Genomic DNA, 24,386 nt, shown 5'->3' on the forward strand with positions numbered 1-24,386 from the left:
ACCCAACACCATGGCACTGGTAACTGAAGACCGCGAACGCTTCCCTGACGATCCCTGGAAGCTGGTCGAAACCACGCACCGCCCGGGCGACGCCGGCACCCTGGAGACCCTTTTTGCCGTGGGCAACGGACACCTGGGGATCCGTGGCGCGCATTGGTCCGCCGCCGACGTCGAACTTCCCGGCAGTTTCATCAACGGGCTGCACGAAATCTGGGACATCCGGCACGCGGAGAACGCCTTCGGCTTCGCCCGCACCGGCCAGCGCATCCTGTACATTCCGGACGCCAACAACTTCACCGTAGTGATCGACGGCGAGGCCCTCACCCTCGCCGAATCCACTGTGGAGGACTACCGGCGCACCGTGGACTTTTCCACAGGCATCTACGAATGCCGCATTACCTGGCTGAGCCGTTCCGGTGCGCGGGTGACCACCACCGAGCGCCGGGCCGTGGGCTACCAGACCCGCGGCGGCCTGGGCATTTCCCTGGAGATCGACGCCGACAGGGAAGTTTCCGCGGACGTCACCTCCTCGGTCATCAACCGCCAGGACCAGCCTGTGGAGGACCACTCCGAACACGATCCGCGCCGCTCCGGCCGGCACGCCGGACGTGTGCTGCTGCCGCTGCGCACAGAAGGGTCGGACGGCTCACTGCGGCTGTCCTGGGAAGCTGCCGTCTCCAAGCAGCAGGTGGGAATCGCCGTCGACCACTGGAACTCCGCGGGCCTGCAGCCGTTCGAAACGCTCGTGGACCAGGACGACAGCAGCGTCCGGTACGTCCTGGCACTGAACCCCGGCGAACCGTTCCGCCTGGAGAAGAGCGTCAGCTACGCCGTCGCCCGTTTTATGCCCGAGGCAGCCGTGGACACCGCTGAAACAGCCGAGGCAACACTGAAGTCCGTGCCTGAAATCTTCGCGGAGAGCGAGCAGCACTTCGGACAGTACTGGGCGACGTCGGACATCCAGGTGGGCGGTCCGGACGGGCTGCAGCAGGCCATCCGGTGGAACCTCTTCCAGCTGGCGCAGGCCACCGCGCGCGCCGATGTTGGCGGCATTCCCGCGAAGGGCGTCAGCGGCTCCGGCTACGAGGGGCACTACTTCTGGGACCAGGAAGTGTACCTGCTGCCCTACCTCACCTACACCAACCCGGACGGCGCCCGGAAGGTGCTGGAATTCCGGCACTCCATGCTGCCCGAGGCCCGCATCCGGGCCAAGGAGCTGAGCGTGGACGGCGCGCTGTTCCCCTGGCGCACCATCAATGGCCTGGAAGCCAGCGCCTACTACGCCGCCGGCACTGCCCAGTTCCACATTGCCGCGGCGATCGCTTTCGCCACCAACCGGTACCTGTGGGCCAGTGACGATGCCGATTTCCGCGACGGAATGGGTGCCGAACTGCTGATCGAAACCGCGCGGATGTGGGTCTCGCTCGGATTCTTCGGCAAGGACGGCCTGTTCCACATCCACGGCGTGACAGGCCCTGACGAGTACACCGCCGTCGTCAATGACAACCTGTACACCAACGTGATGGCGCGGTTTAACCTCCGGGCCGCCGCCGCGCTGGACCACCCGGGGATCACCGACGACGAGCGGCAGCTCTGGCAGGCCGCCGCGGACCTCATGCAGCTGCCGTTCGATGAGCGGCTGCAGGTGCACTCGCAGGACAACGACTTTATGACCCTGGAGCAGTGGGACTGGACCACGCCGCGGGACAAGTACCCGCTGCTGCTGCACTTCCACCCGCTGGTGATCTACCGCCACCAGGTCCTGAAGCAGGCCGATACCGTGCTGGCCATGTTCCTGCAGTGGCAGGATTTCAGCGCCGAGGAAAAGCACCGGGCCTTCGATTTCTACGATCCCATCACTACCGGCGACTCCACCCTGTCCGCCTGCGTGCAGGGGATCATGGCCGCCGAGGTGGGATACACCAAGGCTGCGCTGGACCACTTCACCAACGCCGTGTTCATCGACCTGGACGACTCCCACCGCAACACGATCGACGGCGTGCACATCGCATCCGCCGGTGGTGTGTGGAGTTCGCTGGTGTGTGGATTCGCGGGCCTGCGCGACCAGGGGCCGGTGCCGTTCTTCGATCCCCGGCTGCCCCAGGAATGGAGCGAACTGTCCTTCCACGTGCGGTTGCGCGGCGCCCTGCTGTCCGTGGACCTGACGCCTGGCCTGCTGACGCTGCGGACCGACGGGTTGAGCCTTGACGTGGACGTGCGGGGCAAGCTGGTCCAGGTTGGCCCCGAGGGGGTCGCTGTTCCGCTGGAGCCCGTACCCGTTCCGGAGCCCACCGTGTTCCCATGCGGCCTCCCGACGGCCAGCATCCCGGTAGTCCAGACCGGCGTCTAGTTTCTGCGGGGCGGTCCCGGTTCTAGTTTCTGCGGGGCGGTCCCGTTCGCCCCGTCCCGCCCAACTAGGTCGCATTAGTTGCCGTTTAGAGGCCTGTAAACGGCAACAACTGCGACCTAGTTGGGCAGGGTGGGGGTTGCGGAGCTGGATTCGGGCGCCGCGTCTTCCGGCGCAGGTTCTTCCGGGGCGTGGTCCAGCGGGTGGGCCAGTTCGTCCTGCGGCATCTTCGCGGCGATCATGGCGACGGCGGCCAGCACCGGCCCGATCGCCCCGGCAACCAGGAAGATCACCCAGAGCGGCATGACCTCGGCAGCGGGTCCGGCCAGTGCCATGGACACCGGCATCAGCGCCAGGGACACAAAGAAGTCCAGGCTGGAAACCCGGCCCAGCAGGTGCGGCGGCACCCGCCGCTGCAGCAGGGTTCCCCAAAGAACCATGCCCGCGCTGCCGGTGGAACCGAAGATGAACAGTGCCGCAGCCAGCACCCAGAAACTGTTGACGAATCCGACGGCGGCAAGCGGCAGGGCGCCGAACGCCCAGAGGGCCATCATCACCGAGAGGTAGCGCCTGGGCAGCTTCAGGGAGGCCGTGATAAGCGAGCCGATGGCCCCGCCCACTCCCATGATGGCCAGCAGGAAGCCGAACATCCGGGCGTCCCCGCCGAGCTGGTCGCGGACGACGAACGGCACCAGCACCTCGATGGGGCCGATCATAAACAGCACCGAAAGGCACGCCCACAGCAGGGTCCACAGCAGCCAGGGCGTCCGCAGGGTGTAGCTGACGCCTTCGCGGAGGTCGTGCAGGACGGTGGTTTTGGCAACGGGCTCGGGGGCATTCAGCGTGCTGCGGCCCAGCAGGTTCAGGATCATAAACGCCAGCACGTGGCAGGCCGCCACCCCGGCCACGGCATGCGACGGCGACAATGCCGCCACCAGCAGACCAGCGACGGCTGGCCCGGCCGCCTGCTGCAGGACCGGCCGCATGGTGCCTTCCATGCCGTTGGCCGCGAGCAGGTCCGCGGCCGGGAGGATCCGTGGCAGGATCGCCGAGTATGCGGGGAAGAAGAAGGCCGCACCCACGCCCAGGATGAACGCTCCCGCCGCGAGGTGCCACAACTCCAGCCAGCCGGCCATGGACAGTCCTGCAATAGCGGCGATCACCGTGAGGTTGGCGCCTTCGACGCCGATGATCAGCAGCCGCTGTGGAAAGCGGTCCGCTGCGATGCCGCCGGCAAGTACAAAGGCCACCAGCCCAACGCTGCCTGCCGCCGCTACCAGTGACAGTTCCAGCGGCCCGCCGCCCAGCGCAATGACCTGGTAGACCATGGCCACCGCCCACATGCCGGAGCCGAAAATCGAGATGGCCAGCGCGGCAATCAGTACCCGGTAGTCACGGTGCACGAAGGGACGCAAAGCGCGGAGGGTGGGCATGGACCAAGTCTAGGCACTCGCCCAACTGACTGGCAGTTAACGCTCTCAAAAGCGGATTTCAGAGCGTTAACTGCGACCTAGTTGGGGAGGTGTTAAGCATGCTTAGTATCGATCCGGCTAGGATGGAAAACACCGGCAGCCCAACCCGTTGCCGGTGCACCCAGCGAAGCGGACCTGAACGAAGGTGACCATGGCCAAGCGAGCAAATCCTGCCGTAAAAATTGCCCAGAAGACGGCCCACGATGCCGTGTTCGACGCCGAGGGCAACCCCAAGCCCGGTGTCCACAACATGCTGCTCCGTGCCGTCGAGATCCAGCGCCCCTTGGTGCTGGCCAACCTCCGCCGGCTCCAGCGCCGCCACCCCAAGGCCAGTGCCAAGCAGTTGGCGGACATCCTGGAACGGAACTACCTCGCCGCAGTAACGGGAGGCGGGGCACTGGTTGGAGCCTCCGCCGTCGTACCTGGTGTTGGAACGGTGGCGTCGCTGGGACTGTCCGCCGCCGCAACTGTCGGTTTCCTGGAGGCCACGGCGCTGTACGCGACATCCCTCGCGGAGCTGCACGGCGTCCGTCTGACCGATCCGGACAAGGCCAGCACCATGGTCATGGCCGTCATGCTGGGCGAGGAGGGAACGGCGCTGCTGGGCACCCTCAGCGGCCAGGCCCGCGGCACCGGCGCCAGCCCCACCAAGGCGTGGGGGAGCGTCCTGTCCAAGGCCATGCCGCTGTCCGGATTCGGCTCCATCCGCCAGCGCATCCAGAAAGCCTTCCTCCGCAGCCTCCTCAAACGCCAGGGCACAGCTCTCCTGGGCCGCGCCCTTCCGTTCGGTATTGGGGCAGTGGTGGGTGGTGCCGGTAACCTCGTGATGGGCCGTGCCGTCGTCGCCAATGCGAAGGAGGCGTTCGGTCCGCTCCCGGACACCATTCCGGGCGAACTCCGTGCGGTGGCCACCGCTGCGGAGCCACCGGCACTTGAAACGCCCGGCCCGGAAGGCAACACCTTTGGATCTCAACGCTGACCTCGGCGAATCATTCGGCTCCTGGACCATGGGCAACGATCCCGCCATGTTCCAGATCGTCACCAGCGCCAACGTGGCCTGCGGCTTCCACGCCGGCGATCCCATCACCATGCTGGACAGCTGCCGGGCAGCGTTTGAGCTGGACGTGACGGTCGGCGCGCACATGGGCTACCGCGACCTGGCGGGCTTCGGCCGGCGCGCCATTGACCTGTCCTTCGACGAGCTCTTCGGCGACGTTCTGTACCAGCTGGGAGCGCTCGACGGCGTGGCGCACGCGGTGGGTGCCTCCGTTGACTACGTCAAGCCGCACGGTGCCCTGTACAACCGGACGTTCCACGATGTTGAGCAGGCCTCGGCCGTTGTGGCAGCCATCCAGGCCTACGATCCGGGCCTGCCCATCCTGGGCCTCCCCGGATCGCAGCTCCTGGAGCAGGCGCGTGAAGCCGGCCATCCCGTTTTCATCGAAGCCTTCGTTGACCGCGCCTACCAGCCGGACGGAATGCTGGTGCCGCGCTCCCAGGAAGGCGCAGTACTGAACGACGCCGGAATGATCGCCGAACGCGCAGTCCGCCTCGCCACCAAGGGCGAGGTAGCGGCCATCGACGGAAGCATCGTCAGCGTCCGCCCGGACTCACTCTGCATCCACGGGGACACCCCGGGCGCCGTGGAGATGGCCGTTGCCGTGCGTGATGCCCTGCAGCGGGCCGGCGTGGAGCTGGAGTCCTTCGCGTAGCAGCTCCCCGGCCTTAGCTGCAGGGGCTACCCTCAACGTATGAAACCCCGGGGGATTCTCCTGCTGGCGACATGCCTGCTTGCGGCTGTGCTGGTAGTTATTGCGGTGTCCAGCAACACGTCACGGATATGCCCTGCCATTGGTTACGCGTACACGGGGGACGCGGAACTGGTCTTTTCCTCGCAGCCGGCCAGCGTGGCAGCCTGCTTTGGCGAGGGCTGCCAACCGCAACCCGTGACGGCCAACGCCGAGGGAAGGTGGCTGGTTCCGCAGGCGGCACCCTATTTGAACCGGTCCGCGCCCATGAGCGTGGTGTCGATCCGGGTGGAAGCGGTGGCCGTTTCCGGCGGCACCGTGTCAGCGGATCTGCCCATAGAGACGGAGTCCACCGGCGAACACCCGCACGGCCCCATGTGCGGCGGCCCGTTCGTCTTCAAACCGGTGAACGTGGTGTTCAGCTAACCCCTACCCGAAGACCAGGTGCGCCACTGTGAAGATCGCCAGCCCCGCCAGCGAACCCACCACTGTGCCGTTGATCCGGATGAACTGCAGGTCCTTGCCCACCTGGAGCTCGATCTTCCGGGACGTGTCCTCCGCATCCCAGCGCGCCACGGTATCGGTAATCACTCCGGCGATGTCCGAACGGTAGGTGCGCACGAGGTACCCGGCCGCGTCACCAACCCAGGTGTTCACCTTTCCGGCGAGTTCGACGTCGTCAACCAGCCGGGTGCCGAAGTCCCTGACGGCACTCTTGAAGCGCACCGTGAGCTCACTGTCCGGATCCTCGACGGCGGTGAGCAGCGCGTTCTTGACCGTGGACCACGTGCGGGAGGCCAGTTCGCGGACCTCGGGATCGCCCAGGACCTGTGACTTGATGTGCTCGGCGCGGGCGATCATGGCGGGATCGTGCTGCAGGTCCTGGGCAAGCGTGCTGAGGTACGTATCGATCGATTTCCGGACCTGGTGGTCCTGGTCCGCCTGCACGGCCTGGGCGAACTTCAGCACTTCCAGGTACACCTTGTCCGCGACGATCCCGTCCACAAACTGCGGAACCCAGGACGGCGAGCGGTCGGCAACCAGCCTGGTGACGGTCTGGTGGTTGTCCCTGACCCAGTCCGCGGCGCGGTCAACCAGCAGGTCAACCAGGGCGTGGTGGTGGCCCTCAGCGAAAATGCGCTCGGCGAGCCTGCCCACCGGCGGCCCCCACGGCGGAGCCAGCAGATGCTTCCGGACCATGCCTTCGATCACGGCCTGGACGTCGTCGTCGTTGAGCACTTTGAAGGCACCGCGGATGACGGCGGCTCCCTCCTTCGCCACGCGCTCCGCCCCGCCCGGACCGGACAGCCACTGCCCGGCCTTCCGGGCGATGTTGATGCTGGCGAGCTTGTCCTGCACCACCTGCTCGGAGAGGAAGTTGGTTTCCACGAACTCGCCCAGCGAGGCGCCGATCTGGTCCTTCCGGCGCGGAATGATGGCCGTGTGCGGGATCTTGATGCCCATGGGGTACTTGAAAAGGGCGGTCACGGCGAACCAGTCCGCCAGCGCGCCCACCATGCCGCCTTCCGCGGCCGCGCGGACGTATTCAAGCCACGGATAGGTGTCCTGGAGGGCAAAAGCCACCACAAAAACCACGGCCATAAACAGCAGGAGCGACAGCGCCAGGGCCTTCATCCGGCGCAGGGCGGCCGCCTTCTCAACATCGCCGGCGCTCAGGACGGAAGGTTCGACGGCGGCAGGAGGCTTGCGGGGGCCGGGAGAGGTCCGTGCGCCGGGCCCTGCGGGGGGAGTTGGCTCAGTGTTCACCTGCATGTGCCCAGCCTAGTGCCGGTCCCTGACAGCGGTTGGCTAGGGTGTCCTCATGACATTTGACGAGTCTTCATCCGCCCGTCCGCTGGTCTACGCCCACCGTGGAGCCAGTGCCGCTTTCGCCGAACATACCCGGGCGGCCTACCTCCAGGCACTGGCCGAAGGGGCCGACGGCGTGGAGTGCGATGTCCACCTCACGCACGACGGCCACGTTGTGCTGATCCACGATTCCACCCTGGACCGCACCTCTGACGGCACCGGGCCCGTAGCCGACTACACGCTGGATGAGCTGCGGCAGCTGGACTTCTCCTCCTGGAAAGGCGTCCGGATCCCGGAAATTTACGGGGCGAAGTCCGAGCAGTTCCTCACCCTGGAGGACCTGCTGGAAATCCTGCAGGGCGCCGGGCGTCCGGTGGGCCTGGCCATTGAGCTCAAGCACCCGAACCCGTTCGAACTGAAGCTCGAGGACCGCGTCCTTGAGCTGCTGGCGGAACACGGCTGGGAACCGGAATCGTCAACGATCGGCAACATCGGGGTCTCCTTCATGAGCTTCAGCGCCGACTCCATCCGCCACCTGCTCCGGACCGTCCCCGGCGAGTACATCTGCCAGCTGGTCCATGAGGTGGACCTGGAGGACCTCCGCGAGGACCACGGCCTGGGCCCGATCACCGGGAACGCCGTAGCCAACGTCATGCGGGCCACGCAGCTGGAGGCCGAACGGATCCTGGACGCCGGCGAGGTGCTGCTGGCCGGCCCCGGCATCGACTACGTCCGCCAGCACGCACTCACGGTGCAGCGCTGGATGGATTCCGGCCGCCGCTTCCGGGTATGGACCGTGGACACAGAGAAGGACATTGCGCTCTGCCAGGGACTCGGCATCCACGAGATCACCACCAACAGGCCGGCCCGGGTCCTGGAGCAGGTAGGCAGTGAGGTCACAGCACCCGCCGTGGAGTAAGGCCGGGTAATTTAGCGCCCGTGTCCTGTGATTAAGTATTGACATGCGTTTGAAGCTGCTGGAATCGCCGGCTGTCCGGGTTGGCCTGTCCATCAGCATCGCCACAGGCCTCTACGGCATTTCCTTCGGTGCCCTGTCCGTCACCTCCGGGCTCGACTTCTGGCAGACCATGGCCCTGAGCCTCCTGCTGTTCAGCGGCGGCTCCCAGTTCGCTTTCATCGGTGTTGTGGGCGGCGGCGGTTCCGGGGTTGCCGCCATGAGCGCCGCCACCCTGCTGGGCATGCGCAACGGCATCTACGGGATGCAGCTCAATGCGCTCCTGCGGCCACGCGGCTGGCGCCGGTTCGCCGCCGCCCAAGTCACCATCGACGAATCCACCGCCACCAGCACCGGCCAGACCCACCCGGACGAGCAGCGCCGCGGATTCTGGGCCGCGGGACTGGGCATCTACATCCTGTGGAACCTGTTCACCGCCATCGGCGCGCTGGCCGGCAGCGGACTGGGCGACCCCAAGCAGTGGGGCCTGGACGGCGCAGCGGTGGCCGCGTTCCTGGCGCTGCTGTGGCCCCGGCTGAGGGGCCGCGAACCGGTGGCGATCGCCGTCGTCTGCGCCCTGGCAACAGTCCTCGCCGTACCCTTCGTCCCGGCGGGTGTGCCCATCCTCGTGGCCGCCGTGGTTGCTGCCGCCGTGGGATGGTTCAGCCACGGCCGCAGCGATGAAGGCCTGGAGCCCGACGTCGACCCTTACGACGGCGGGCATCCCCACCACCCAGCCGGGGCACCCCAAGCCGGCATCAGCGGCAACAGCGACGGCGCGGACGGCACCTCAGCTTCCCGGAAGGACGGCGGATCGTGAACCTCTGGCTCTGGATACTGGTGGCCTGCGCCCTGGCCTACGCGTGGAAACTGATGGGCTATTTCGTCCCCGCGAAGCTGCTCGAGAATCCCCGGATGTCCCGCATCGCAGGCACCATGACCATCGGCCTGCTGGCATCCCTCACCGTGGTCAACGCCCTCGCAACCGGCCAGGCGTTGGTACTGGATGCCCGGATTGGCGCCCTGGCGGCAGCCGCAATCGCCCTCGCCCTCCGCGCACCCTTCCTCGTTGTAGTGCTGGCCGGCGCCGGAACCGCAGCCGGACTCAGGCTCCTGGGCTGGGGCTGACGGCCGGCACCCACGGCAAGGTCCGGCGTCGTTTGCTGTGGTGGTGAACACCTGCCCGGGGTTAGCATGAGAGTGGCTATGCAGTTGGCCATGACCTGACCGTCGGCGGTAACCCGCTGATGTAAGTAGGGAACATGGACACGAATCGGCATCGCACCAACAATCCCAAAGCAGACAATTCCATTGCGCCGCCGGGCGGGCGGATCGTCGCCGGATTACGGCCCAGGCGCTTCTACCGGGAGTTTACGGCTCTGCAGGCCGTGCCCATCGAGGAGTTGGTAACCCTGCAGTTCTACCTCCGCGAAGCGAGCGGACCCTCCGCCACCACCTCTTCACTCGAACTCCTGGCAGCGGTGGACCACGAATTGCGATCACGGGCGGGCAGCACGTCCGGCCCCTCGGGAAGGACCCCCAATCCATGAACAACGAATCAGCTACGCGCCCCGGTGACTCCACCGGCTCCCTTTCCACACGGGAGCTCCGCGACCTTGCACGCCGCCGTCGGGAATCCGAGGAGAAGCTGCAGCAGCACCTCAAGGAAGCCGAGCATCACACGCCCAACGAAGGACTCCACGAGGGGCACCACCCGGGGCATCATGCGGGGGCCGAAGGAAACCACGACGCCGGAAAGTAGCCTTCGGGGGTTCCCGCGCGTTTCGTTGCGGTTGAGCTTTGAGGGTGCGCTTCCGGGTTAGCCCAGGGACTGTCCGGGAAAGGGGTCCCCGGCCAGCGGCACCTGTGGAGGAAGAGTGCGGGCCAGCCGCTGGGTACGCAGCGAGTCCTCCACCAGGGCGAGCGGACGGCGCCACGCATCCGAGCCCGGTTCCATGGTGTCCACCACGCCAATCAACATGGCCAGGAGGCGGACCATGTCGGTCAAGGAGACGTCGTCGCGAAGGCTGCCCTGGCGTTGGCCGCGGCCCAAAAGAACGCCGACTGACTCGATCACCGATCCCGTGATGCCAACCAGCAGTTGGCGACGTCCAGCAACTGCGCCCAGGAGGTTCGCATCCTCACTGGAAGCGGCCATGATCTCTTCCATCACCCGGAACAAGCCAATGGCTGCGTCGTCTTCCAGCAGCGCCTCGGAAATTACCGGGTCAACACGGCACCGCAGCTGACGGTTGAGGGCGGCGAGGACCAGGTCCTCCTTGTCTGCGAAGTTCCGGAACAGCGTTGCCGGGCCGACTCCCGCCGTTGTGGCGATGGTCTGAAGGGGCACATCCGGGCCGTACTCACGGAAACAGTGGCTGGCCGCCGAGATGATCTTGTCCACGTTCCGGGCGGCATCCGCGCGGAGGGGCTTGCGGGCTGCAGCGACGTTCATTTCAACAGATTAGCCAAACCGTGCCAGCAGTGGAGGGTTACCGTTCAGTAGCCCATTTTGTGACGCAACAGGGCCTGCCGGAGCACGTTGAACGCGTGGCAGACTGACACTATGTTGCTTGCATTTTCTGTAGCCCCGTCAGGAACCCCGTCCCAGCTTCCCGAAGGCGAGGATCCTGCAGCTAACCCGGACGCGTCAGTCCACGACGCCGTCGCTGCCGCCGTCCGCGTGGTCCGCGAATCCGGGCTGCCCAACCGGACCAGCTCCATGTTCACCGAGATCGAAGGTGAATGGGACGAGGTGTTCGACGTCGTCAAGCGCGCCACCGAGGCAGTCGCTCCCTTCGGGTCACGTATCTCCCTCGTCATTAAGGCCGACATCCGCCCTGGCTACTCCGGCGAGCTCACCGCCAAGGTGGACAGGCTCGAAGCTGCCCTGGACAAACAGGACTAACGGAGGTCATTTCGCGCTTGACGCAGCGATCCGCGCTGGGGCAGGGGCCCTTCCCCCGGAGACCGTCCGGTGCCAGACTATGGGCCATGTTTGAACACAAGGTGGAGCCCGCCTGGGCGGCCGTGGAACAGTACCTGAGTGCCGCCGTCGTCCATCCCGATGATTTCCTGCAGGAGGCGGTGAAAGCCGCCGCGGACGCCGGAATGCCGGCCATTGAGGTGGCGCCCAACGCCGGAAAACTGCTCAACCTGCTGGTGAAGATTTCCGGAGCCAACCGGATCCTGGAGATCGGAACGCTGGCCGGCTACAGCACCATCTGGATGGCAAAGGCCCTGCCCGACGGCGGCAGGCTGGTGACGTGCGAATACCTTCCGGAGCATGCCGCTGTAGCAAGGAAGAATGTGGATCGCGCGGGAGTCGGGGGCAAGGTCGAGATCCGGGTGGGCGCGGCCCTGGACACGCTTCCAGCGCTGAAGGACGAAGGCGCGGAGCCCTTTGACCTGGTGTTCATCGACGCGGACAAGCAACACAACCCGGACTACCTGGAATGGGCTATTACGCTGGGCCGCCCGGGCACGGTGGTCGTCCTGGACAACGCCGTATGGGAGGGCGTGATGCTGGACCCGGCGATCGACGACGTCAACGGGCCCGGCATCGTCGCCGCCCTGAAGATGCTGGGCGAGGACCCGCGGCTGGACGCCACGGTGATGCAGACTGTGGGCGGCAAGGGCTGGGACGGGTTCGCCCTGGCCGTGGTGCGCTAATCCCGCTGACGCGACCCTTCCCGGTCCTCACGCTGTTCCTGGGCCTCGCGGAGCTCCCGGCCCTGCCGGATGTCCTCCTCCACTTGCGCCTGCAGTTTCTCGCTCTTTTTGGTGTCGCGCGGTGGAAGCTGGATGGTTTCCTCGGCTTCGATGCCGGCCTGGAGCTGGCGGCCGCGCTCGGTTTCGGCGTCGAACTCGGCTCCGAAGAGCAGCGACATGTTCAGGATCCAGAGCCACAGCAGCATGATGATCACACCGCCAATAGCGCCGTAGGTTTTGTTGTAGTTGGCGAAGTTGGCCACGTAGAAGCCAAAGCCCAGCGACGCCACCACGAAGATCAGCAGGGCGATGAACGATCCCATGCTCATCCACCGGAACTTGGGCTGCTTCACGTTGGGAGTGGCGTAGTACAGCACCGCTATCAGCAGGACCACCAGCGCCACGATGATCGGCCACTTGGCAATGTTCCAGACGGTCAGCAGGGCTTCGCTGAGCCCGATCGCGCCGCCCACCGCTTCCGCCACCGGGCCGCTGAGCACCAGCATGCCGGCCAGAAGTGCGACGGCGACAATGGACAGCAGCGTGACCGCCAGCATGGTGCCGCGCAATTTGAGGAACGGCCGGCCCTCGTCCACTTCGTAGACCCGGTTCATGGCCCGTCCGAAGGCGCCCACGTATCCGGATGCGGACCAGAGGGCCGTTGCAAGGCCGATCACGAACGTGAAACCGGCTGCGGGTGATGCGGCCAGCTCTTCAATGGGTCCGCGGATGGTGTCCATGGTGGAGCCGGGCGCGATTCCCTGCCCGATTTCCAGCAGCGCCGATGTGGTCCGTTCCGGATTGCCGAACAGGCCCAGGATCGAGACCAGTGCCAGGAGCCCGGGGAAGAGGGAGAGCACTGCGTAGTAGGTCAGGCCCGCGGCCAGGTCCGGGCACTGGTCCTGGGTGAATTCGCGGAAGGTCTTTTTGGCGATGTATTTCCAGGACGGTTTGTGGAGGTCCGGGGGACTGTCCGGTTTCCGGGAATCGTCCGGTGCGGGGGCCGTGGCGTCTTTCGCGGTGCTGCGTTCAGGATGGTCATTGGTGGCCATGGTGGCTGTCCTTTCAGCGCCGGTCCTTCAGGGGGTAGCCAGTACGGCCGGCCATCCTGCGTGTGCAGGACGGCCGGCCGCTGGCTGTTGCTGGTGATCAGCTGATGCTGTCGCTCAGCTGGTGCTCACCGTGTTGAACGTCAGGTGCTGCTGATGTTGGTCCGGGCGTCGTCTGCCCGGTTTTTGACGTCAGTGGCTGCACCCTGGCCCTCGGCCTTGACGTGCTCCGCTGCCTCGGACGCCGTTGCCTTGACGTTCTCAACGGCTTCCTTGGCCGGTTCCTTCAGGCCTTCAGCCATTTCCTTGGCGGCCTCGGTCAGTTCGGTGGTGACCGGTTCCGCCGCGGACTTCAGCTGCTGTGCCGCTTCGCGTTCTTTCTCGCTTGCAGGCAACAGGGAGCCCAGCAGGAGCCCGGCGCCGAAGGCCACCAAGCCCGCCGCGAGCGGGTTTCCCTGAGTCTTGGCCTTCACCTGGTGAGGTGCGTCCTTAACTGCGTCGCCGGCGTCGTGCAGTGCTGAATCCACGTTGGATCCGGCGCTGTCAGCGGTGCCCATCACCTTGTCCTTGGCGCCAAACACGGCGTTCCTGACCTTTTCGGTCTGCCGGTGGACAACGTGGGACGGCGTGACCTTGTCCGCCACGGCGTCCACGTTGGTGCCCAGCCGACGGCGGGTTGCTTCAATGTCTGAACGGATAACGTCCGGGTTCTCGCTCATTTTCTGTCCTCACCGGGTTTGAGTGTTGCTGGGATTTCCTGCAGGGTTTCGGAGGTCTGGGGGAGTCCCTTGACTTCCTTGAGTTTCTTCTTGCCCACGCTGGCCAGGATGGCTGCCACAATGCCCCAAAGCACTGCAACCACGACGGCGGACCAGCCCAATCCCATCAGCTCACCCAAGGCGTACCAAAGGGCGATCGAAAGGAAAAGCAGGACGAAGTGACCCGCTACGCCGGCGCCGGCCAGCATGCCGCTGCCCTTTCCGGCGCGGCTTGCCGTCTGCTTCATCTCCGCCTTGGCCAGCTCAAGCTCCTGGCGCATCAGAGTGGACAGGTCGCGGGTGACATCGCCGAGCAGGTCACCCAGCGATGCGGTCTCGGCCTTCATGTGGGCCTCGCTGGGAGGCATCTCCGATGGACTCATCGCGGCCCACCCGTTTCCGGCCAGCTCTCCGGGTCATCCGACAGGGGCGTGCCTGTTCCTGTGCCCGTTCCGGTTCCGGCGCCCGTGCCCGTTCCGGTGTAGGGATCGGTGGTGGTGTCCGGTCCGGCGTACGGGTCGGTGGTGGACGCGCCGCCGTAGTAGCTTGCCGTGGTTGCGGTGGGGCCAGGCAGGTCGACGGCGGGCGGCGGAACAGCTCCGCCGTCAGCGGGCCGTACAGGTGCTCCGGCACCGTAGGCCGTGCTGCGGGTGCGGTCATCAGAGCTACTGCCGGAATCGCCGGTCAGGCCGCGTCCCAGCCGTCCGGCCAGGACACCTGCGCCGGCTGCCAGCAGCAGGAACGTGCCGGGGCGCTGCCGCGCGAAGGACTTCACCTCATCCAGCAGCGAGCCCGGATCGCGGCCTTCCAGCCATTGGGCCACGGATGCTGAACGGTCGGCTGCCTGGCGGACCAGGTCAGTGGCCATGCCGGGCTGGTCCGAAGCGGAGGCCATGGTCTGCAGCTCATCCGAGATGGACCGGAGGCCTGAAGCCACCATCTGCTGCTGCTGGCCGGCCTGCTGGGTGAGATCGTCGCGGGCCTGGTAGAGCAGTTCCTTGGCGTTGGTCTTCGCTTCGGCCGCCACGGTGGACGCCTCGCTCTTGGCCGTTTCCGCCACATGGGCAGCGGATTCCTTGGCCGTCCGGGCAACGTCGGAAGCTTCGCCCTTGACGGCCTCCTTGGTGGAACTGCCGTCGGTGCCGGTGCCGGTGCCGGTGCTGGTGCCCGGGGTGGCGCCGAGATCTGTAGTTCCATAGCCGGTTCCGGCCACACGGGTGGTGTCAGTGGTACCGGGAGTGGCGCCTGGGGTCCCGGTAACCGGTGTGGGGTTGAGGGGGTCCGGGGGACGCGTGTAGGCGGGGTCCTCGGTCCATTGGTTGTCTGTCATCTTCGCTCTCTCTTTCCGGGAAGGCAGGTATTGATGCAGAACCAGCGGTACTGGCCGCAAAAATAGTAAGCATGATTACTATCAACTTTCTACCTACCCCCGCAAGGGCCGGCTCACACGCTTGGCGGCGGAAATTTTTGGGCCAGGCTTCGGTGGAGGGGTTAGGTGGAGAGGCGCGGCGGGGTCCCTCGAAATTCGCCGGGCTCGCTGCAATGGTGCGTGCTCGCCGGAGCGTTCCGGCGAGTTGGGCGCGTTCCCGCAAGTCCGGCCTGGTGGCGACGCCGGTCGGCCCTGATGAGCCCGAAGTGGAGCCCCGAATCCCCGCAGGCCCCTTCGAAATTCGCCCGGCTCGCCGCAACGGTGCGTGCTCGCCGGAGCGTTCCGGCGAGTTGGGCGCGTTCCCGCGAGTCCGGCGAATTGGCGACGCCGGTCGGCCCTGATGAGCCCGAAGTGGAGCCCCGAATCCCCGCAGGCTCCCTCGAAATTCGCCGGGCTCGCTGCAATGGTGCGTGCTCGCCGGAGCGTTCCGGCGAGTTGGGCACGTTCCCGCGAGTCCGGCGAATTGGCGACGCCGGTCGGCCCTGATGAGCCCGAAGTGGAGCCCCGAATCCCCGCAGCTCCCTCGAAATTCGCCGGGCTCGCCGCAATGGTGCGTGCTCGCCGGAGCGTTCCGGCGAGTGGGGCGCGTTCCCGCGAGTCCGGCGAAGTGGCGACGCCGGTCGGCCCTGATGAGCCCGGAAATTCGCCGGGCTCGCCGCAATGGTGCGAGCTCGCCGGAGCGTTCCGGCGACTGGGGCGCGTTCCCGCGAGTCCGGTGAATTGGAGCCCGGAATCCCCGCAGGGCGTTGTTTAATAAGTAGGCTTATGGTTTCCTGTTTGTAAGTCTTGCCGCAGGCTTCCCGCGAATATTGGGTACAAAGGAGCCAGCCCATGCCCGACTTCCAGACTGCATGCGTTGACAGTGCACCCCCCGGGGATATTGGGGATATCAGAGAACTTGTTGGATACAGAGAAGCTGCGCAGCGCTTCGTGGCTATTCAGCCCGGCGATGCCCGGCCCGGCGACGTCCGGCCGGGTGCTATCCAGCCCGGCGATGCGCGGCGTGGCGATATCCAGGAGGGCGACATCCGGCCTGGCGAGGTCCGGACCGATGGTATCCGTGAGGGCAACATCCGGCCCGGCGACATTCGGCCCGGCGATGCCCGGAATTACGATGCCGGTCCACGCCCAGGTGCCAGCCCCCACCAGGATGCCGGGCCGGGCCCGGAGGCTGGGAAGAACGACGTCGGCTGGCCGGGCGGGGCTAACCGCGAACACCGTGCGGGGCGGCTTCGGCAGACTTTCAGGGACCAGCTGGTCCTGGACTACCTGCACCTGGCCGAGTCCATTGCGGGCCGGTTCGCCATTCACGGCCGCGACCGGGCGGACCTGACGCAGGTTGCGTACCTTGGCCTGGTCAAGGCTGCCCGGGGTTTTGAGGAGTCGAAGGGGGACAGCTTCGCCGCCTACGCTGCCCCGACGATCACCGGCGAGCTGAAGCGCTACCTGCGGGACCGTTGCTGGATGGTCCGCCCGCCCCGGCACATCCAAGACCTGCGCTCGCAGCTCCTGCGTGCCGAGCGCGACCTGAGCCAGCAACTCCGCCGGGAGCCCACCGAGGCCGAACTTGCCGCTGAGCTTGATGTTGACGTCCGGGAGGTCCGGGAAGCCTACCTTGCGCATACAAGCATGCGCCCGGAGTCCCTGGACAGTGCACCGGGGCATGACCATGGGCCTGCTTTGGCTGAAACGCTGCCCTTTGTGGGCGGTGACGGAATGGACCTGGTGGATGTCCTTTGCCTGGGCCAGGCCGTCCGTGAACTCGCGCCATCGGACCGCGCTTTGCTCTACGGCCGATACTACCGCGAGGAGTCCCAGGCCGAGCTGGGCCGGAAGTTTGGCATGTCCCAGATGCAGGTTTCCCGGAGGCTTTCAAGGATCCTGGTGGCACTGCAGCGCAAGCTGGTGGAGGACCCGGAAGCGCAGTCGCCAGCAATGAATAAGGCAGCTCAGAGCAGCTTCAGCTCCCGGATCGCGGCCAGCGAATCGTCAACGGTGACGGCCAGCAGGGCGGGGTCCGGGGTTGACGCGAACGTATCGCCACGGCGGAGTTCGGCGCGCGTCAGGGTCAGGTGAGGTCCCGGTGGCGGCCCCCAGATTTCGACGGGGGCCGGCCCGAACAGCACCACTGAGGGCGTCCCGTAAGCGGATGCGAGGTGCGCGGCGCCGGTATCCGCGGAGAAGACCAGGCCGGCGGCCGCCACGGCTGCGGCAAATTCGGCCAGGGACAATTCCCCGGCCACGACGGTGCTCGATGGCAGGCCGGCCAGGGACGCCACCGTCAGTGCCCGTTCCCGCTCCGCCTGGCTTCCGGTAAACAGGACCTGGTGCCCGGCGGCGGCCAGCCGGGAGGCCACCGCGGCGAACCTGTCCACCGGCCACAGCCTGCTGCCATAGGCGGCACCAACGTGGACCACAGCTGCCCCTGGCGCCGGGCTGGCAACCGCGGGCGGCTGCAGGTGGAGTTCCAGCGGATCCGCCTCGATTCCATGCCATTGCAGCAGCGACGTCCAGCGTTCCCTTTCGGCAAGTGACTCCTGCCACGGAGGCCCACTGAACCCGGCGCCCTGGTGGGTGATGACCCGCCCGGCGTCCAGCCTGGCAACCCGGTGGTGGCTTTCCGGGCCGCTGCCGTGCAGGTTCACCGCCGCATCCACGACGCCGGGCGGCAGCGGAATGGGAACGTCCAGGCCGTGCGTGGGGAGCAGCTCCCAGCCGCCAACAAGCTCGACCGCGTCCGCCAGCCAGCCCTGCGCGGCGTACAGCCTGCGATGGCCCGGGAAAGCCCTGCGAAGGGCATGCAGTGCCGGAACCGCCACGAGCAGGTCCCCGAGTTTGAGGGCGCGGAGGGCAAGCAGGACGGGCTGGTCCGTACGGGAGGTTTCCATTGATTCCGGTGTGGACGCCAAGCTAAGTCTCCTCGGTACACGGTTCGCGGGCGGGTGCCGGTGAACGTCATCAGGACAAGGTGATCAGAAGAAGAAGTAGTAAGTCTACTGTTTAGTTCCTGCGGCGACGGGGAACCTAGCTGGTATGGCAATCACCACGCGCCGCGAACTCAAGGCTGTCCTGTTCGACCGTGACGGGACGCTGGTCCTGGACGTGCCCTACAACACCGAGCCGGACCTGGTCCGCCCTGTTGAAGGGGCGTTGCCCGCCCTGACCCGCCTGCGGAGGGATGGGCTGCTGACTGGGGTGGTCACCAACCAGTCGGGCGTCGCCAGGGGCTTGATCACCGTGCACCAGCTGCACAGCGTGAACCTCAGGGTGGAGTCGCTCCTGGGCCCGTTCGACGTCTGGGAGTACTGCCCGCACGGCCCCGAAGACGCCTGCGACTGCCGGAAGCCACGGCCCGGAATGATCCTTTCCGCCTGCAACTACCTGGGCATCCGCCCGGATGAATGCGCATTCGTGGGTGACATCGGCGCGGACATGAAAGCAGCGGCCGCAGCAGGCTCGAGGGGAATCCTGGTCCCAACGCCGGTCACGCGCCAGGAAGAGATTGACGCCGCTCCCGAAGTCGCCGGTTCGTTGGAAGAAGCCGTGGACCAGCTGCTTGCCAGGAGCATCCTGTGAGCCGCGTCCTGGTGGCCCGGCTGGACAGGGTGGGGGACATGCTGCTGGCAGGCCCCGCCATCCGGGCCGTGGCGGCGGGCAATCCCAACCATCCAGGCAGCCAGGGCCCCAACGACGTGCTGCTGCTCTGCGGGCCGCAGGGCGAATCGGCGGCCCGGTTGCTTCCTGGTGTAACGGACATCTTCACGTGGGCCTGCCCCTGGATCATGAATCCGGCGCCGGAGATCACGGCTGAATCGATCGAGTCGCTCACGGCGTATGTCCGCAATTCCAGGATCTCCGAGGCCGTGATCCTCACGTCCTTCCACCAGTCCCCGTTGCCCCTGGCACTGCTGCTGCGGCTGGCGGGGGTGCAGCGCATTACGGCCGCTTCCACGGATTATGCGGGCAGCCTCCTGGACGTTCGGCTCAAGCCAGGGGAGGACTTCCCGGAGGACCTTCCTGAGGCGGTCCGCGCCCTGACTATCGCCGAGGCCGCGGGTTTCGAACTGCCGCCTGGCGACGACGGCCTGCTGAAGGTCCTGGATCCGCCGGACGTCACGGACCTGGTGGGCGAAGGCCCCTACGTTGTGGTTCATCCCGGTGCCAGCGCCCCCGCAAGGGCGTGGCCGCCGCTGCACCATGCGGCCGCCGTCGAACTCCTTGAGGGTGCCGGGCACCGCGTGGTGGTGACCGGCGGCAAAGGCGAAACCGCGCTGACCGCGACGGTGGCCGGGCCCGCGGCACTGGACCTGGGCGGCCGGACTGACCTGCGGACGCTGTCCGGGGTGCTGGCGGGAGCATCCGCCGTCGTCACCGGAAATACCGGTCCGGGGCACCTGGCCGCGGCAGTGGGCACTCCGGTGGCGTGCCTGTTCTCCCCGGTGGTGCCGGCTATTAAGTGGGCGCCGTACGGGGTTCCGTTGGAGCTGTTGGGCGATCAGAGCGCCGAGTGCAGGATGACCCGCGCCCGCTATTGCCCGGTTCCCGGCCATCCGTGCCTGGATTCGGTGTCACCGGAGGAGGTTGCGGAGGCGGTGGAGCGGCTGATCAGCGGGGTCAGTTCGCTGAGCACGCGGCTGACCACCGGGCACCGTCGTACCACCGGACGGCAGTGGAGGGGGAAAGCCTGATGCGGATCTTGTTGTGGCACGTCCATGGCGGGTGGACTGACGCGTTTGTGCGCGGCCGGCATGAATACCTGCTTCCCGTGCTTCCGGAGGGCGGTCCGTCAGGCCTTGGCCGCGGTGGCCGGGACTGGCCGGCGGCTACCGAGGTGGTGCTGGCGGAGCTGGACCCGGACAGTGTGGACGCGGTGGTGCTGCAACGCCCCGAAGAGGTTGCTGAGGTCCAGCGGGTCCTGGGCAGGCGGCCGGGCGTGGATCTGCCCGCCGTGTATGTGGAGCACAACACGCCCAAGGGCGGCGTCCCGCTGACCCGGCATCCGCTGGCGGACCAGCGGGCCATTCCGATCGTCCACGTCAGCTACTTCAATGATCTTTTCTGGGATTCCGGGGAAGCCCGCACCACCGTGGTGGAGCACGGCATCGTGGATCCCGGGTACCTGTACGCGGGCGACGACGAATCCCTGGCCGTGGTGGTCAACGAACCCGTGCGTCGCGGGAGGGTGACAGGCACTGACCTCCTGCCGCGTTTCGCGGACACCGCCAGGTTGCAGGTGTTCGGGATGGGCGGGGAGGACCTTCCTGCCGCCGTCGGGATCTCCCCGGACCGGCTTGCTGTCCGCGGCGACCTTCCCACTGCCCGCCTGCACCGCGAACTGGCGGCCTGCCGCGCGTACGTGCACCCGCTGCGCTGGACGTCTCTGGGCCTGGCATTGCTTGAAGCCATGCATCTGGGCATGCCGGTGCTGGTGCTGGACACCACCGAGGCGTCCCGCGCCGTGCCGCAGGAGGCGGGCGCGGTGAGCAACAACATCGCGGAACTTCAACGTTGCGCGGCCCTGCTGCTCAAAGATCCTGAAGAAGCCCGACGGCGGGGCCTCGCCGCCCGCGAAGCCGCCCTGGCAAGGTACGGCCTGGCCAGGTTCCTGTTCGACTGGGACACGATCCTGGCCGATCCAGCCCCCGGCAGCACCCGAATCCACGGTGCCGTTACCAGCAGCGCAACCCCGGCACTGTTGCTCCCTGCGGAAAGGAACATCCCATGAAAGTTGCCATGATTTCCGAACACGCCAGCCCGCTGGCAGCGCTGGGCGGGGTGGATGCCGGTGGGCAGAACGTCCATGTTGCGGCACTGGCGACGGCCCTGGCCCGCCGCGGCCACAGCGTCACCGTTTATACGCGCAGGGATTCGGAGGACCTGCCGCAGCGGGTGAAGGTGGGTGCCGGTGTTGAGGTGGTCCATATCGACGCCGGACCGCCCACCCATGTGCCCAAGGACGAGCTCCTTCCCTATATTCCGCTGCTGGGCGCAGGGGTGGCAGCCGATTGGAAATCCGGCGCGCCGGACGTGGTGCATGCGCACTTCTGGATGTCCGGGCTGGCAGCGCTGGATGCGGTCAGGCTGCTGTCCGCGGGGAACATGGCACGGAGCAGTGGACGACGGCGGTCCGGACTGGTTGCCCCGATCCCCGTCCTGCAGACGTTCCATGCGCTGGGCACCGTGAAGCGGCGCCACCAGGGGGCGCAGGACACCAGCCCGGCGGACCGGCAGTTCCTGGAGCCGGCCGTGGGGCAGCGGGTGGACAGGATCATCGCCACCTGCTCGGACGAGGTGTTCGAGTTGAAGGCCATGGGCATCGACGCCACCAAGGTTTCAGTGGCTCCGTGCGGGGTGGACCTAGACCTGTTTTCCAGCGAGGGTACAGCGGAGGAGCGCGGGCGCACGCACCGCATCCTGTCCGTTGGCCGGCTGGTTCCCCGGAAGGGCGTGGACCTGGTGATCACCGCCCTGGCGCATCTTGCGGAGCAGGGGCGTGACGACGTCGAGCTTGTCATTGTGGGTGGCGGTGGCACCGCTGATGACCTGGCTGCGGATCCGGAGGGCCGGCGGCTGCAGGAGCTGGCGGAGGAATTGGGCGTCGCGGACCGGGTGGTGTTCCGCGGGCAGGTGTCCCGGGACGAGATGCCGGGCATTTTCCGCAGCGCCAGCGCCGTGGTGTGCGCGCCTTGGTACGAACCGTTCGGAATCGTCCCCCTGGAGGCGATGGCGTGCGGCGTTCCTGTGGTGGCGGCAGCCGTGGGCGGGCTGGGGGATACGGTGCTGAACCACCGCACCGGCCTGCATGTTCCGCCGCGTGACCCGGAGGCGATTGCCGCGGCCGTGGCCCGGCTGCTGGATAACCCGGAGCTGGCAGCGTCCTTTGGGCAGGCCGGGGAGCGGCGTGCGCGGGCCCGCTACTCGTGGGATCGGGTGGCCATGGAGACGGAGAAGGCGTACCGGAAGGCGCTGCAGGGGGCGGCAACAACGGAATACGCAACGGTGGAAGAGGTGGCACTGTGAATCCCGCAGACCGCGTTTCCGCCCATCTGGACAACGTTACTCCGGTGCTGGAGTCGCTCCGCGAACAGTCGGCAACGCTGGCCGGCTGGGGTGTTGAGCTGGCCCAGCGGTTGCTGGCCGGGCAGCGGCTCCTGGCTGCCGGAAACGGCGGCTCGGCAGCGGAGGCGCAGCACCTCACGGCCGAACTGGTGGGCCGGTTCGACGGCGAACGCATCCCGTTGTCCGCCATCGCGCTGCACGCCGAAAGCTCGGCGCTGACGGCGATCGGCAACGATTACGGCTACGACGAAGTGTTCGCCCGGCAGGTCCGGGCGCATGGCCGGGCCGGTGACGTGCTGCTCCTCCTGTCCACCAGCGGCAAGAGCCCCAACCTGCTCCGCGCCGCCGAGGCAGCCCGCCGGGTGGGCGTCACCACGTGGGCGCTGACCGGGTCCGGACCAAACCCGTTGGCGGCGGCCTGCGACGAATCGGTGTGTATCGACGGCGTCCCGGCCAACGCACAGGAGGGCCACCTCATTGCCATCCACGCCGTATGCCGGGTGTTCGATTCGGAAGTGGCCCGGCGCGGGTCCCGGCAGTTCCGGGCCGTTCCGCTGGCCGGCCGGCAGTCCCCGGGCAGGCTGGTACCGGCCCGTCTTCCGCTGCACGCATCGGCGCACGCATCGGCCCACGCATCGGCAAACGGGAGGCAGCCATGAGGATTGTGGTGGTAGGCGATGTGCTGCTGGATGTGGACGTCCAGGGCGAGGCCACCCGCCTGTGCCCGGACGCGCCGGTCCCCGTGGTGGACGTGGCCAGGACCCGCCGCCGCGCAGGTGGCGCCGGGCTGGTGGCCAGGATGCTGGTGGAGGACGGGCACGCTGTCACCTTGGTGACTGTGATGTCCGACGACGATTCCCGGCTGCCGCTGGAACGCGCCCTGGCCGGGGTGCGGGTGGTGGCTGGACCATCCGGGGCCAGGACGCCGGTTAAGACGCGGGTGCAGGCAGGGCAGCAGGCCGTTGTGCGTGTTGACGAAGGCTGTGAGCCTGCACCCGTCCCGGCCGTAACCCCGGCGATGCTGGCCGCCATCAGGCAGGCGGGGGCCATCGTCGTCGCGGATTACGGCCGCGGACTGGCCCGGAATGGGGAGCTCCGGGAGCTGCTGGCGGAGCTGGCGGATGACGTTCCGATCGTCTGGGATCCGCATCCGGCGGGGGCTGAACCGGTGGCCGGTGTTGCGGTGGTGACGCCCAACCTGGCCGAGGCGCGGAAGTTCGCCGGGACAGCCGGTGCCACAGCGTCAACGGGTCATGCGGGCGAGCTGGCCTCGGAACTGCTGCGGCAGTGGTCCAGCCGTGCCGTGCTGGTGACCATGGGGGCGCAGGGTGCCACCCTGGTGAGCCGGCGGAATCCCGAGCCCCTGGTTCTTCCGGCGCCGCGGACTGCCGTGAGTGATCCATGCGGTGCCGGGGACAGGCTTGCCGCGAGCCTGGCCGTGCGACTGCTGGAGGGGCATTCAGTGCCGGACGCAGCCGTACTGGCCGTGCACGACGCCGCCGAGTTCCTGGGCCGCGGCGGGGTGGGGTCGCTGCAGGACCGGCCTGCCGCCGTCGAACATCCCTCCGAAGCTGCTGCGCTGGCTGCCGCCGTGCGTGCGGATGGTGGGGTGGTGGTGGCCACCGGTGGCTGCTTCGACCTGCTGCACGCCGGCCACGTCCGCGCGCTCGCCGCCGCCAGGGCCATGGGCGACTGCCTGGTGGTGTGCCTGAATTCGGACGCGTCAGTGCGCCGGCTCAAGGGCGAACAGCGGCCCATCATGAACCAGCAGGACCGCCTGGAGCTGCTCCTGGCACTGGAATGCGTGGACGCCGTCGAGATTTTTGACGAGGACACCCCGGAGAAATGCCTGGCCGGGTTCCGCCCGGACGTGTGGGTCAAGGGCGGAGATTACGACGGCGAACGGTTGCCTGAGGCGGCCCTCGTGGAGAGCTGGGGCGGACGGTGCGAAACCGTGCCCTACCACCCCGCACGGTCTACCACCGGCCTGGCAGACGCGCTCGCAAAAGTGAGCTGACAGGTTTCCCCGGTTTTTCTAATCTTCCCCGA

General features: G+C 67.3%; 25 protein-coding genes and 1 pseudogene. 18 read left to right on the plus strand and 8 right to left on the minus strand.

Annotation, left to right across the window (positions count from 1 at the left end; translation table 11 throughout):
- Positions 1–10: 10 nt before the first annotated feature.
- Positions 11–2,350 carry a glycoside hydrolase family 65 protein gene (locus ACPJW8_RS01935; RefSeq protein ID WP_330189485.1) on the plus strand — a complete coding sequence of 780 codons (2,340 nt, stop codon included), beginning with the start codon at positions 11–13 and terminating at the stop codon, positions 2,348–2,350.
- Between the two features lie 116 nt (positions 2,351–2,466).
- Here the strand turns inward: ACPJW8_RS01935 and ACPJW8_RS01940 are convergent, their stop codons facing one another.
- Positions 2,467–3,780 (minus strand): MFS transporter, encoded by a 1,314-nt coding sequence (locus tag ACPJW8_RS01940; RefSeq protein ID WP_330189484.1) that lies wholly within the window; start codon positions 3,778–3,780, stop codon positions 2,467–2,469.
- Positions 3,781–3,970: 190 nt separating this feature from the next.
- On the opposite strand from ACPJW8_RS01940, the gene ACPJW8_RS01945 reads away from it, so the two are divergent.
- Genes ACPJW8_RS01945 through ACPJW8_RS01955 form a run of 3 tightly spaced genes read left to right on the plus strand, consistent with a single transcriptional unit; the run spans position 3,971 to position 5,993 of the window.
- A complete protein-coding gene (locus ACPJW8_RS01945) occupies positions 3,971–4,798 on the plus strand; it encodes a hypothetical protein (protein WP_330189483.1) in 828 nt (275 codons plus the stop codon).
- On the plus strand, positions 4,782–5,531 hold the full coding sequence (locus ACPJW8_RS01950; RefSeq protein WP_330189482.1) for a 5-oxoprolinase subunit PxpA: 750 nt from the start codon (positions 4,782–4,784) through the stop codon (positions 5,529–5,531). Before ACPJW8_RS01945 ends, ACPJW8_RS01950 begins: the two co-directional genes overlap by 17 nt.
- Positions 5,532–5,570: 39 nt before the next feature.
- Positions 5,571–5,993 carry a hypothetical protein gene (locus ACPJW8_RS01955; protein WP_330189481.1) on the plus strand — a complete coding sequence of 141 codons (423 nt, stop codon included), beginning with the start codon at positions 5,571–5,573 and terminating at the stop codon, positions 5,991–5,993.
- Between the two features lie 3 nt (positions 5,994–5,996).
- Here the strand turns inward: ACPJW8_RS01955 and ACPJW8_RS01960 are convergent, their stop codons facing one another.
- A complete protein-coding gene (locus ACPJW8_RS01960; RefSeq protein ID WP_425256398.1) occupies positions 5,997–7,340 on the minus strand; it encodes a DUF445 domain-containing protein in 1,344 nt (447 codons plus the stop codon).
- A gap of 49 nt (positions 7,341–7,389) precedes the next feature.
- Between ACPJW8_RS01960 and ACPJW8_RS01965 the strand changes: the two genes are divergently transcribed.
- The 5 genes from ACPJW8_RS01965 to ACPJW8_RS01985 all read left to right on the plus strand — a co-directional run bounded on the left by ACPJW8_RS01965 (position 7,390) and on the right by ACPJW8_RS01985 (position 10,093).
- Complete coding sequence (locus tag ACPJW8_RS01965) at positions 7,390–8,295, plus strand: glycerophosphodiester phosphodiesterase (RefSeq protein WP_330189480.1); 906 nt, start codon at positions 7,390–7,392, stop codon at positions 8,293–8,295.
- A gap of 43 nt (positions 8,296–8,338) precedes the next feature.
- Entirely contained in the window at positions 8,339–9,151 is an 813-nt protein-coding gene (locus tag ACPJW8_RS01970) for an AzlC family ABC transporter permease (RefSeq protein ID WP_330189479.1), read from the plus strand.
- Entirely contained in the window at positions 9,148–9,459 is a 312-nt protein-coding gene (locus tag ACPJW8_RS01975; RefSeq protein WP_330189478.1) for an AzlD domain-containing protein, read from the plus strand. Before ACPJW8_RS01970 ends, ACPJW8_RS01975 begins: the two co-directional genes overlap by 4 nt.
- Positions 9,460–9,593: 134 nt before the next feature.
- Complete coding sequence (locus tag ACPJW8_RS01980) at positions 9,594–9,881, plus strand: hypothetical protein (RefSeq protein WP_330189477.1); 288 nt, start codon at positions 9,594–9,596, stop codon at positions 9,879–9,881.
- Complete coding sequence (locus tag ACPJW8_RS01985; protein ID WP_330189476.1) at positions 9,878–10,093, plus strand: hypothetical protein; 216 nt, start codon at positions 9,878–9,880, stop codon at positions 10,091–10,093. The genes ACPJW8_RS01980 and ACPJW8_RS01985 overlap by 4 nt, the downstream gene beginning before the upstream one ends.
- A 57-nt stretch (positions 10,094–10,150) precedes the next feature.
- On the opposite strand, the gene ACPJW8_RS01990 is transcribed toward ACPJW8_RS01985, so the two are convergent.
- A complete protein-coding gene (locus ACPJW8_RS01990; RefSeq protein ID WP_330189475.1) occupies positions 10,151–10,786 on the minus strand; it encodes a TetR/AcrR family transcriptional regulator in 636 nt (211 codons plus the stop codon).
- Between the two features lie 111 nt (positions 10,787–10,897).
- Between ACPJW8_RS01990 and ACPJW8_RS01995 the strand changes: the two genes are divergently transcribed.
- Both ACPJW8_RS01995 and ACPJW8_RS02000 read left to right on the plus strand, forming a co-directional pair.
- A complete protein-coding gene (locus ACPJW8_RS01995) occupies positions 10,898–11,239 on the plus strand; it encodes a thiamine-binding protein (RefSeq protein ID WP_330189474.1) in 342 nt (113 codons plus the stop codon).
- An 86-nt stretch (positions 11,240–11,325) separates the two neighbouring features.
- Positions 11,326–12,003: an O-methyltransferase gene (locus ACPJW8_RS02000; RefSeq protein WP_330189473.1), complete on the plus strand. Its 678-nt coding sequence runs from the start codon at positions 11,326–11,328 to the stop codon at positions 12,001–12,003.
- Here the strand turns inward: ACPJW8_RS02000 and ACPJW8_RS02005 are convergent.
- The 4 genes from ACPJW8_RS02005 to ACPJW8_RS02020 form a co-directional block, all read right to left on the minus strand.
- Positions 12,000–13,094 (minus strand): YihY/virulence factor BrkB family protein, encoded by a 1,095-nt coding sequence (locus tag ACPJW8_RS02005; RefSeq protein ID WP_330189472.1) that lies wholly within the window; start codon positions 13,092–13,094, stop codon positions 12,000–12,002. The genes ACPJW8_RS02000 and ACPJW8_RS02005 overlap by 4 nt on opposite strands.
- Positions 13,095–13,234: 140 nt before the next feature.
- Entirely contained in the window at positions 13,235–13,810 is a 576-nt protein-coding gene (locus ACPJW8_RS02010; RefSeq protein ID WP_330189471.1) for a DUF3618 domain-containing protein, read from the minus strand.
- Positions 13,807–14,217 (minus strand): phage holin family protein, encoded by a 411-nt coding sequence (locus ACPJW8_RS02015; RefSeq protein WP_330194303.1) that lies wholly within the window; start codon positions 14,215–14,217, stop codon positions 13,807–13,809. The genes ACPJW8_RS02010 and ACPJW8_RS02015 overlap by 4 nt, the downstream gene beginning before the upstream one ends.
- An 11-nt stretch (positions 14,218–14,228) precedes the next feature.
- Positions 14,229–15,179, minus strand: coding sequence for a hypothetical protein (locus tag ACPJW8_RS02020; RefSeq protein WP_330189469.1), 951 nt, complete (start codon positions 15,177–15,179; stop codon positions 14,229–14,231).
- A gap of 930 nt (positions 15,180–16,109) precedes the next feature.
- Here ACPJW8_RS02020 and ACPJW8_RS02025 point away from each other — a divergent pair.
- A pseudogene (locus ACPJW8_RS02025) lies at positions 16,110–17,114 on the plus strand (sigma-70 family RNA polymerase sigma factor); the annotation flags it as partial.
- A gap of 113 nt (positions 17,115–17,227) precedes the next feature.
- On the opposite strand, the gene ACPJW8_RS02030 reads toward ACPJW8_RS02025, so the two are convergent.
- On the minus strand, positions 17,228–18,166 hold the full coding sequence (locus ACPJW8_RS02030; protein WP_330189518.1) for a glycosyltransferase family 9 protein: 939 nt from the start codon (positions 18,164–18,166) through the stop codon (positions 17,228–17,230).
- A gap of 145 nt (positions 18,167–18,311) precedes the next feature.
- On the opposite strand from ACPJW8_RS02030, the gene ACPJW8_RS02035 reads away from it, so the two are divergent.
- The 6 genes from ACPJW8_RS02035 to ACPJW8_RS02060 are packed head-to-tail and all read left to right on the plus strand — an operon-like array spanning position 18,312 to position 24,354.
- Complete coding sequence (locus ACPJW8_RS02035) at positions 18,312–18,854, plus strand: HAD-IIIA family hydrolase (protein ID WP_330189468.1); 543 nt, start codon at positions 18,312–18,314, stop codon at positions 18,852–18,854.
- Complete coding sequence (locus tag ACPJW8_RS02040; RefSeq protein WP_330189467.1) at positions 18,851–19,966, plus strand: glycosyltransferase family 9 protein; 1,116 nt, start codon at positions 18,851–18,853, stop codon at positions 19,964–19,966. Before ACPJW8_RS02035 ends, ACPJW8_RS02040 begins: the two co-directional genes overlap by 4 nt.
- Complete coding sequence (locus ACPJW8_RS02045; RefSeq protein WP_330189466.1) at positions 19,966–21,003, plus strand: glycosyltransferase; 1,038 nt, start codon at positions 19,966–19,968, stop codon at positions 21,001–21,003. Before ACPJW8_RS02040 ends, ACPJW8_RS02045 begins: the two co-directional genes overlap by 1 nt.
- A complete protein-coding gene (locus ACPJW8_RS02050) occupies positions 21,000–22,298 on the plus strand; it encodes a glycosyltransferase (RefSeq protein ID WP_330189465.1) in 1,299 nt (432 codons plus the stop codon). The genes ACPJW8_RS02045 and ACPJW8_RS02050 overlap by 4 nt, the downstream gene beginning before the upstream one ends.
- A complete protein-coding gene (locus ACPJW8_RS02055; RefSeq protein WP_330189464.1) occupies positions 22,295–22,996 on the plus strand; it encodes an SIS domain-containing protein in 702 nt (233 codons plus the stop codon). Before ACPJW8_RS02050 ends, ACPJW8_RS02055 begins: the two co-directional genes overlap by 4 nt.
- Positions 22,993–24,354 carry a PfkB family carbohydrate kinase gene (locus ACPJW8_RS02060; RefSeq protein WP_330189463.1) on the plus strand — a complete coding sequence of 454 codons (1,362 nt, stop codon included), beginning with the start codon at positions 22,993–22,995 and terminating at the stop codon, positions 24,352–24,354. The genes ACPJW8_RS02055 and ACPJW8_RS02060 overlap by 4 nt, the downstream gene beginning before the upstream one ends.
- Positions 24,355–24,386 lie beyond the last annotated feature (32 nt).

The sequence above is a fragment of the Pseudarthrobacter sp. J47 genome (genome assembly GCF_049810315.1).
Taxonomy (GTDB): domain Bacteria; phylum Actinomycetota; class Actinomycetes; order Actinomycetales; family Micrococcaceae; genus Arthrobacter.

Coding starts and splice junctions, on each gene's coding strand:
- ACPJW8_RS01935 (WP_330189485.1), top strand. CDS start 11: ATGGCACTGGTAACTGAAGACCGCGAACGCTTCCCTGACGATCCCTGG.
- ACPJW8_RS01940 (WP_330189484.1), bottom strand. CDS start 3,780: ATGCCCACCCTCCGCGCTTTGCGTCCCTTCGTGCACCGTGACTACCGG.
- ACPJW8_RS01945 (WP_330189483.1), top strand. CDS start 3,971: ATGGCCAAGCGAGCAAATCCTGCCGTAAAAATTGCCCAGAAGACGGCC.
- ACPJW8_RS01955 (WP_330189481.1), top strand. CDS start 5,571: ATGAAACCCCGGGGGATTCTCCTGCTGGCGACATGCCTGCTTGCGGCT.
- ACPJW8_RS01960 (WP_425256398.1), bottom strand. CDS start 7,340: ATGCAGGTGAACACTGAGCCAACTCCCCCCGCAGGGCCCGGCGCACGG.
- ACPJW8_RS01965 (WP_330189480.1), top strand. CDS start 7,390: ATGACATTTGACGAGTCTTCATCCGCCCGTCCGCTGGTCTACGCCCAC.
- ACPJW8_RS01970 (WP_330189479.1), top strand. CDS start 8,339: ATGCGTTTGAAGCTGCTGGAATCGCCGGCTGTCCGGGTTGGCCTGTCC.
- ACPJW8_RS01980 (WP_330189477.1), top strand. CDS start 9,594: ATGGACACGAATCGGCATCGCACCAACAATCCCAAAGCAGACAATTCC.
- ACPJW8_RS01985 (WP_330189476.1), top strand. CDS start 9,878: ATGAACAACGAATCAGCTACGCGCCCCGGTGACTCCACCGGCTCCCTT.
- ACPJW8_RS01990 (WP_330189475.1), bottom strand. CDS start 10,786: ATGAACGTCGCTGCAGCCCGCAAGCCCCTCCGCGCGGATGCCGCCCGG.
- ACPJW8_RS01995 (WP_330189474.1), top strand. CDS start 10,898: ATGTTGCTTGCATTTTCTGTAGCCCCGTCAGGAACCCCGTCCCAGCTT.
- ACPJW8_RS02000 (WP_330189473.1), top strand. CDS start 11,326: ATGTTTGAACACAAGGTGGAGCCCGCCTGGGCGGCCGTGGAACAGTAC.
- ACPJW8_RS02005 (WP_330189472.1), bottom strand. CDS start 13,094: ATGGCCACCAATGACCATCCTGAACGCAGCACCGCGAAAGACGCCACG.
- ACPJW8_RS02010 (WP_330189471.1), bottom strand. CDS start 13,810: ATGAGCGAGAACCCGGACGTTATCCGTTCAGACATTGAAGCAACCCGC.
- ACPJW8_RS02015 (WP_330194303.1), bottom strand. CDS start 14,217: ATGCCTCCCAGCGAGGCCCACATGAAGGCCGAGACCGCATCGCTGGGT.
- ACPJW8_RS02020 (WP_330189469.1), bottom strand. CDS start 15,179: ATGACAGACAACCAATGGACCGAGGACCCCGCCTACACGCGTCCCCCG.
- ACPJW8_RS02030 (WP_330189518.1), bottom strand. CDS start 18,166: ATGGAAACCTCCCGTACGGACCAGCCCGTCCTGCTTGCCCTCCGCGCC.
- ACPJW8_RS02035 (WP_330189468.1), top strand. CDS start 18,312: ATGGCAATCACCACGCGCCGCGAACTCAAGGCTGTCCTGTTCGACCGT.
- ACPJW8_RS02045 (WP_330189466.1), top strand. CDS start 19,966: ATGCGGATCTTGTTGTGGCACGTCCATGGCGGGTGGACTGACGCGTTT.
- ACPJW8_RS02050 (WP_330189465.1), top strand. CDS start 21,000: ATGAAAGTTGCCATGATTTCCGAACACGCCAGCCCGCTGGCAGCGCTG.
- ACPJW8_RS02060 (WP_330189463.1), top strand. CDS start 22,993: ATGAGGATTGTGGTGGTAGGCGATGTGCTGCTGGATGTGGACGTCCAG.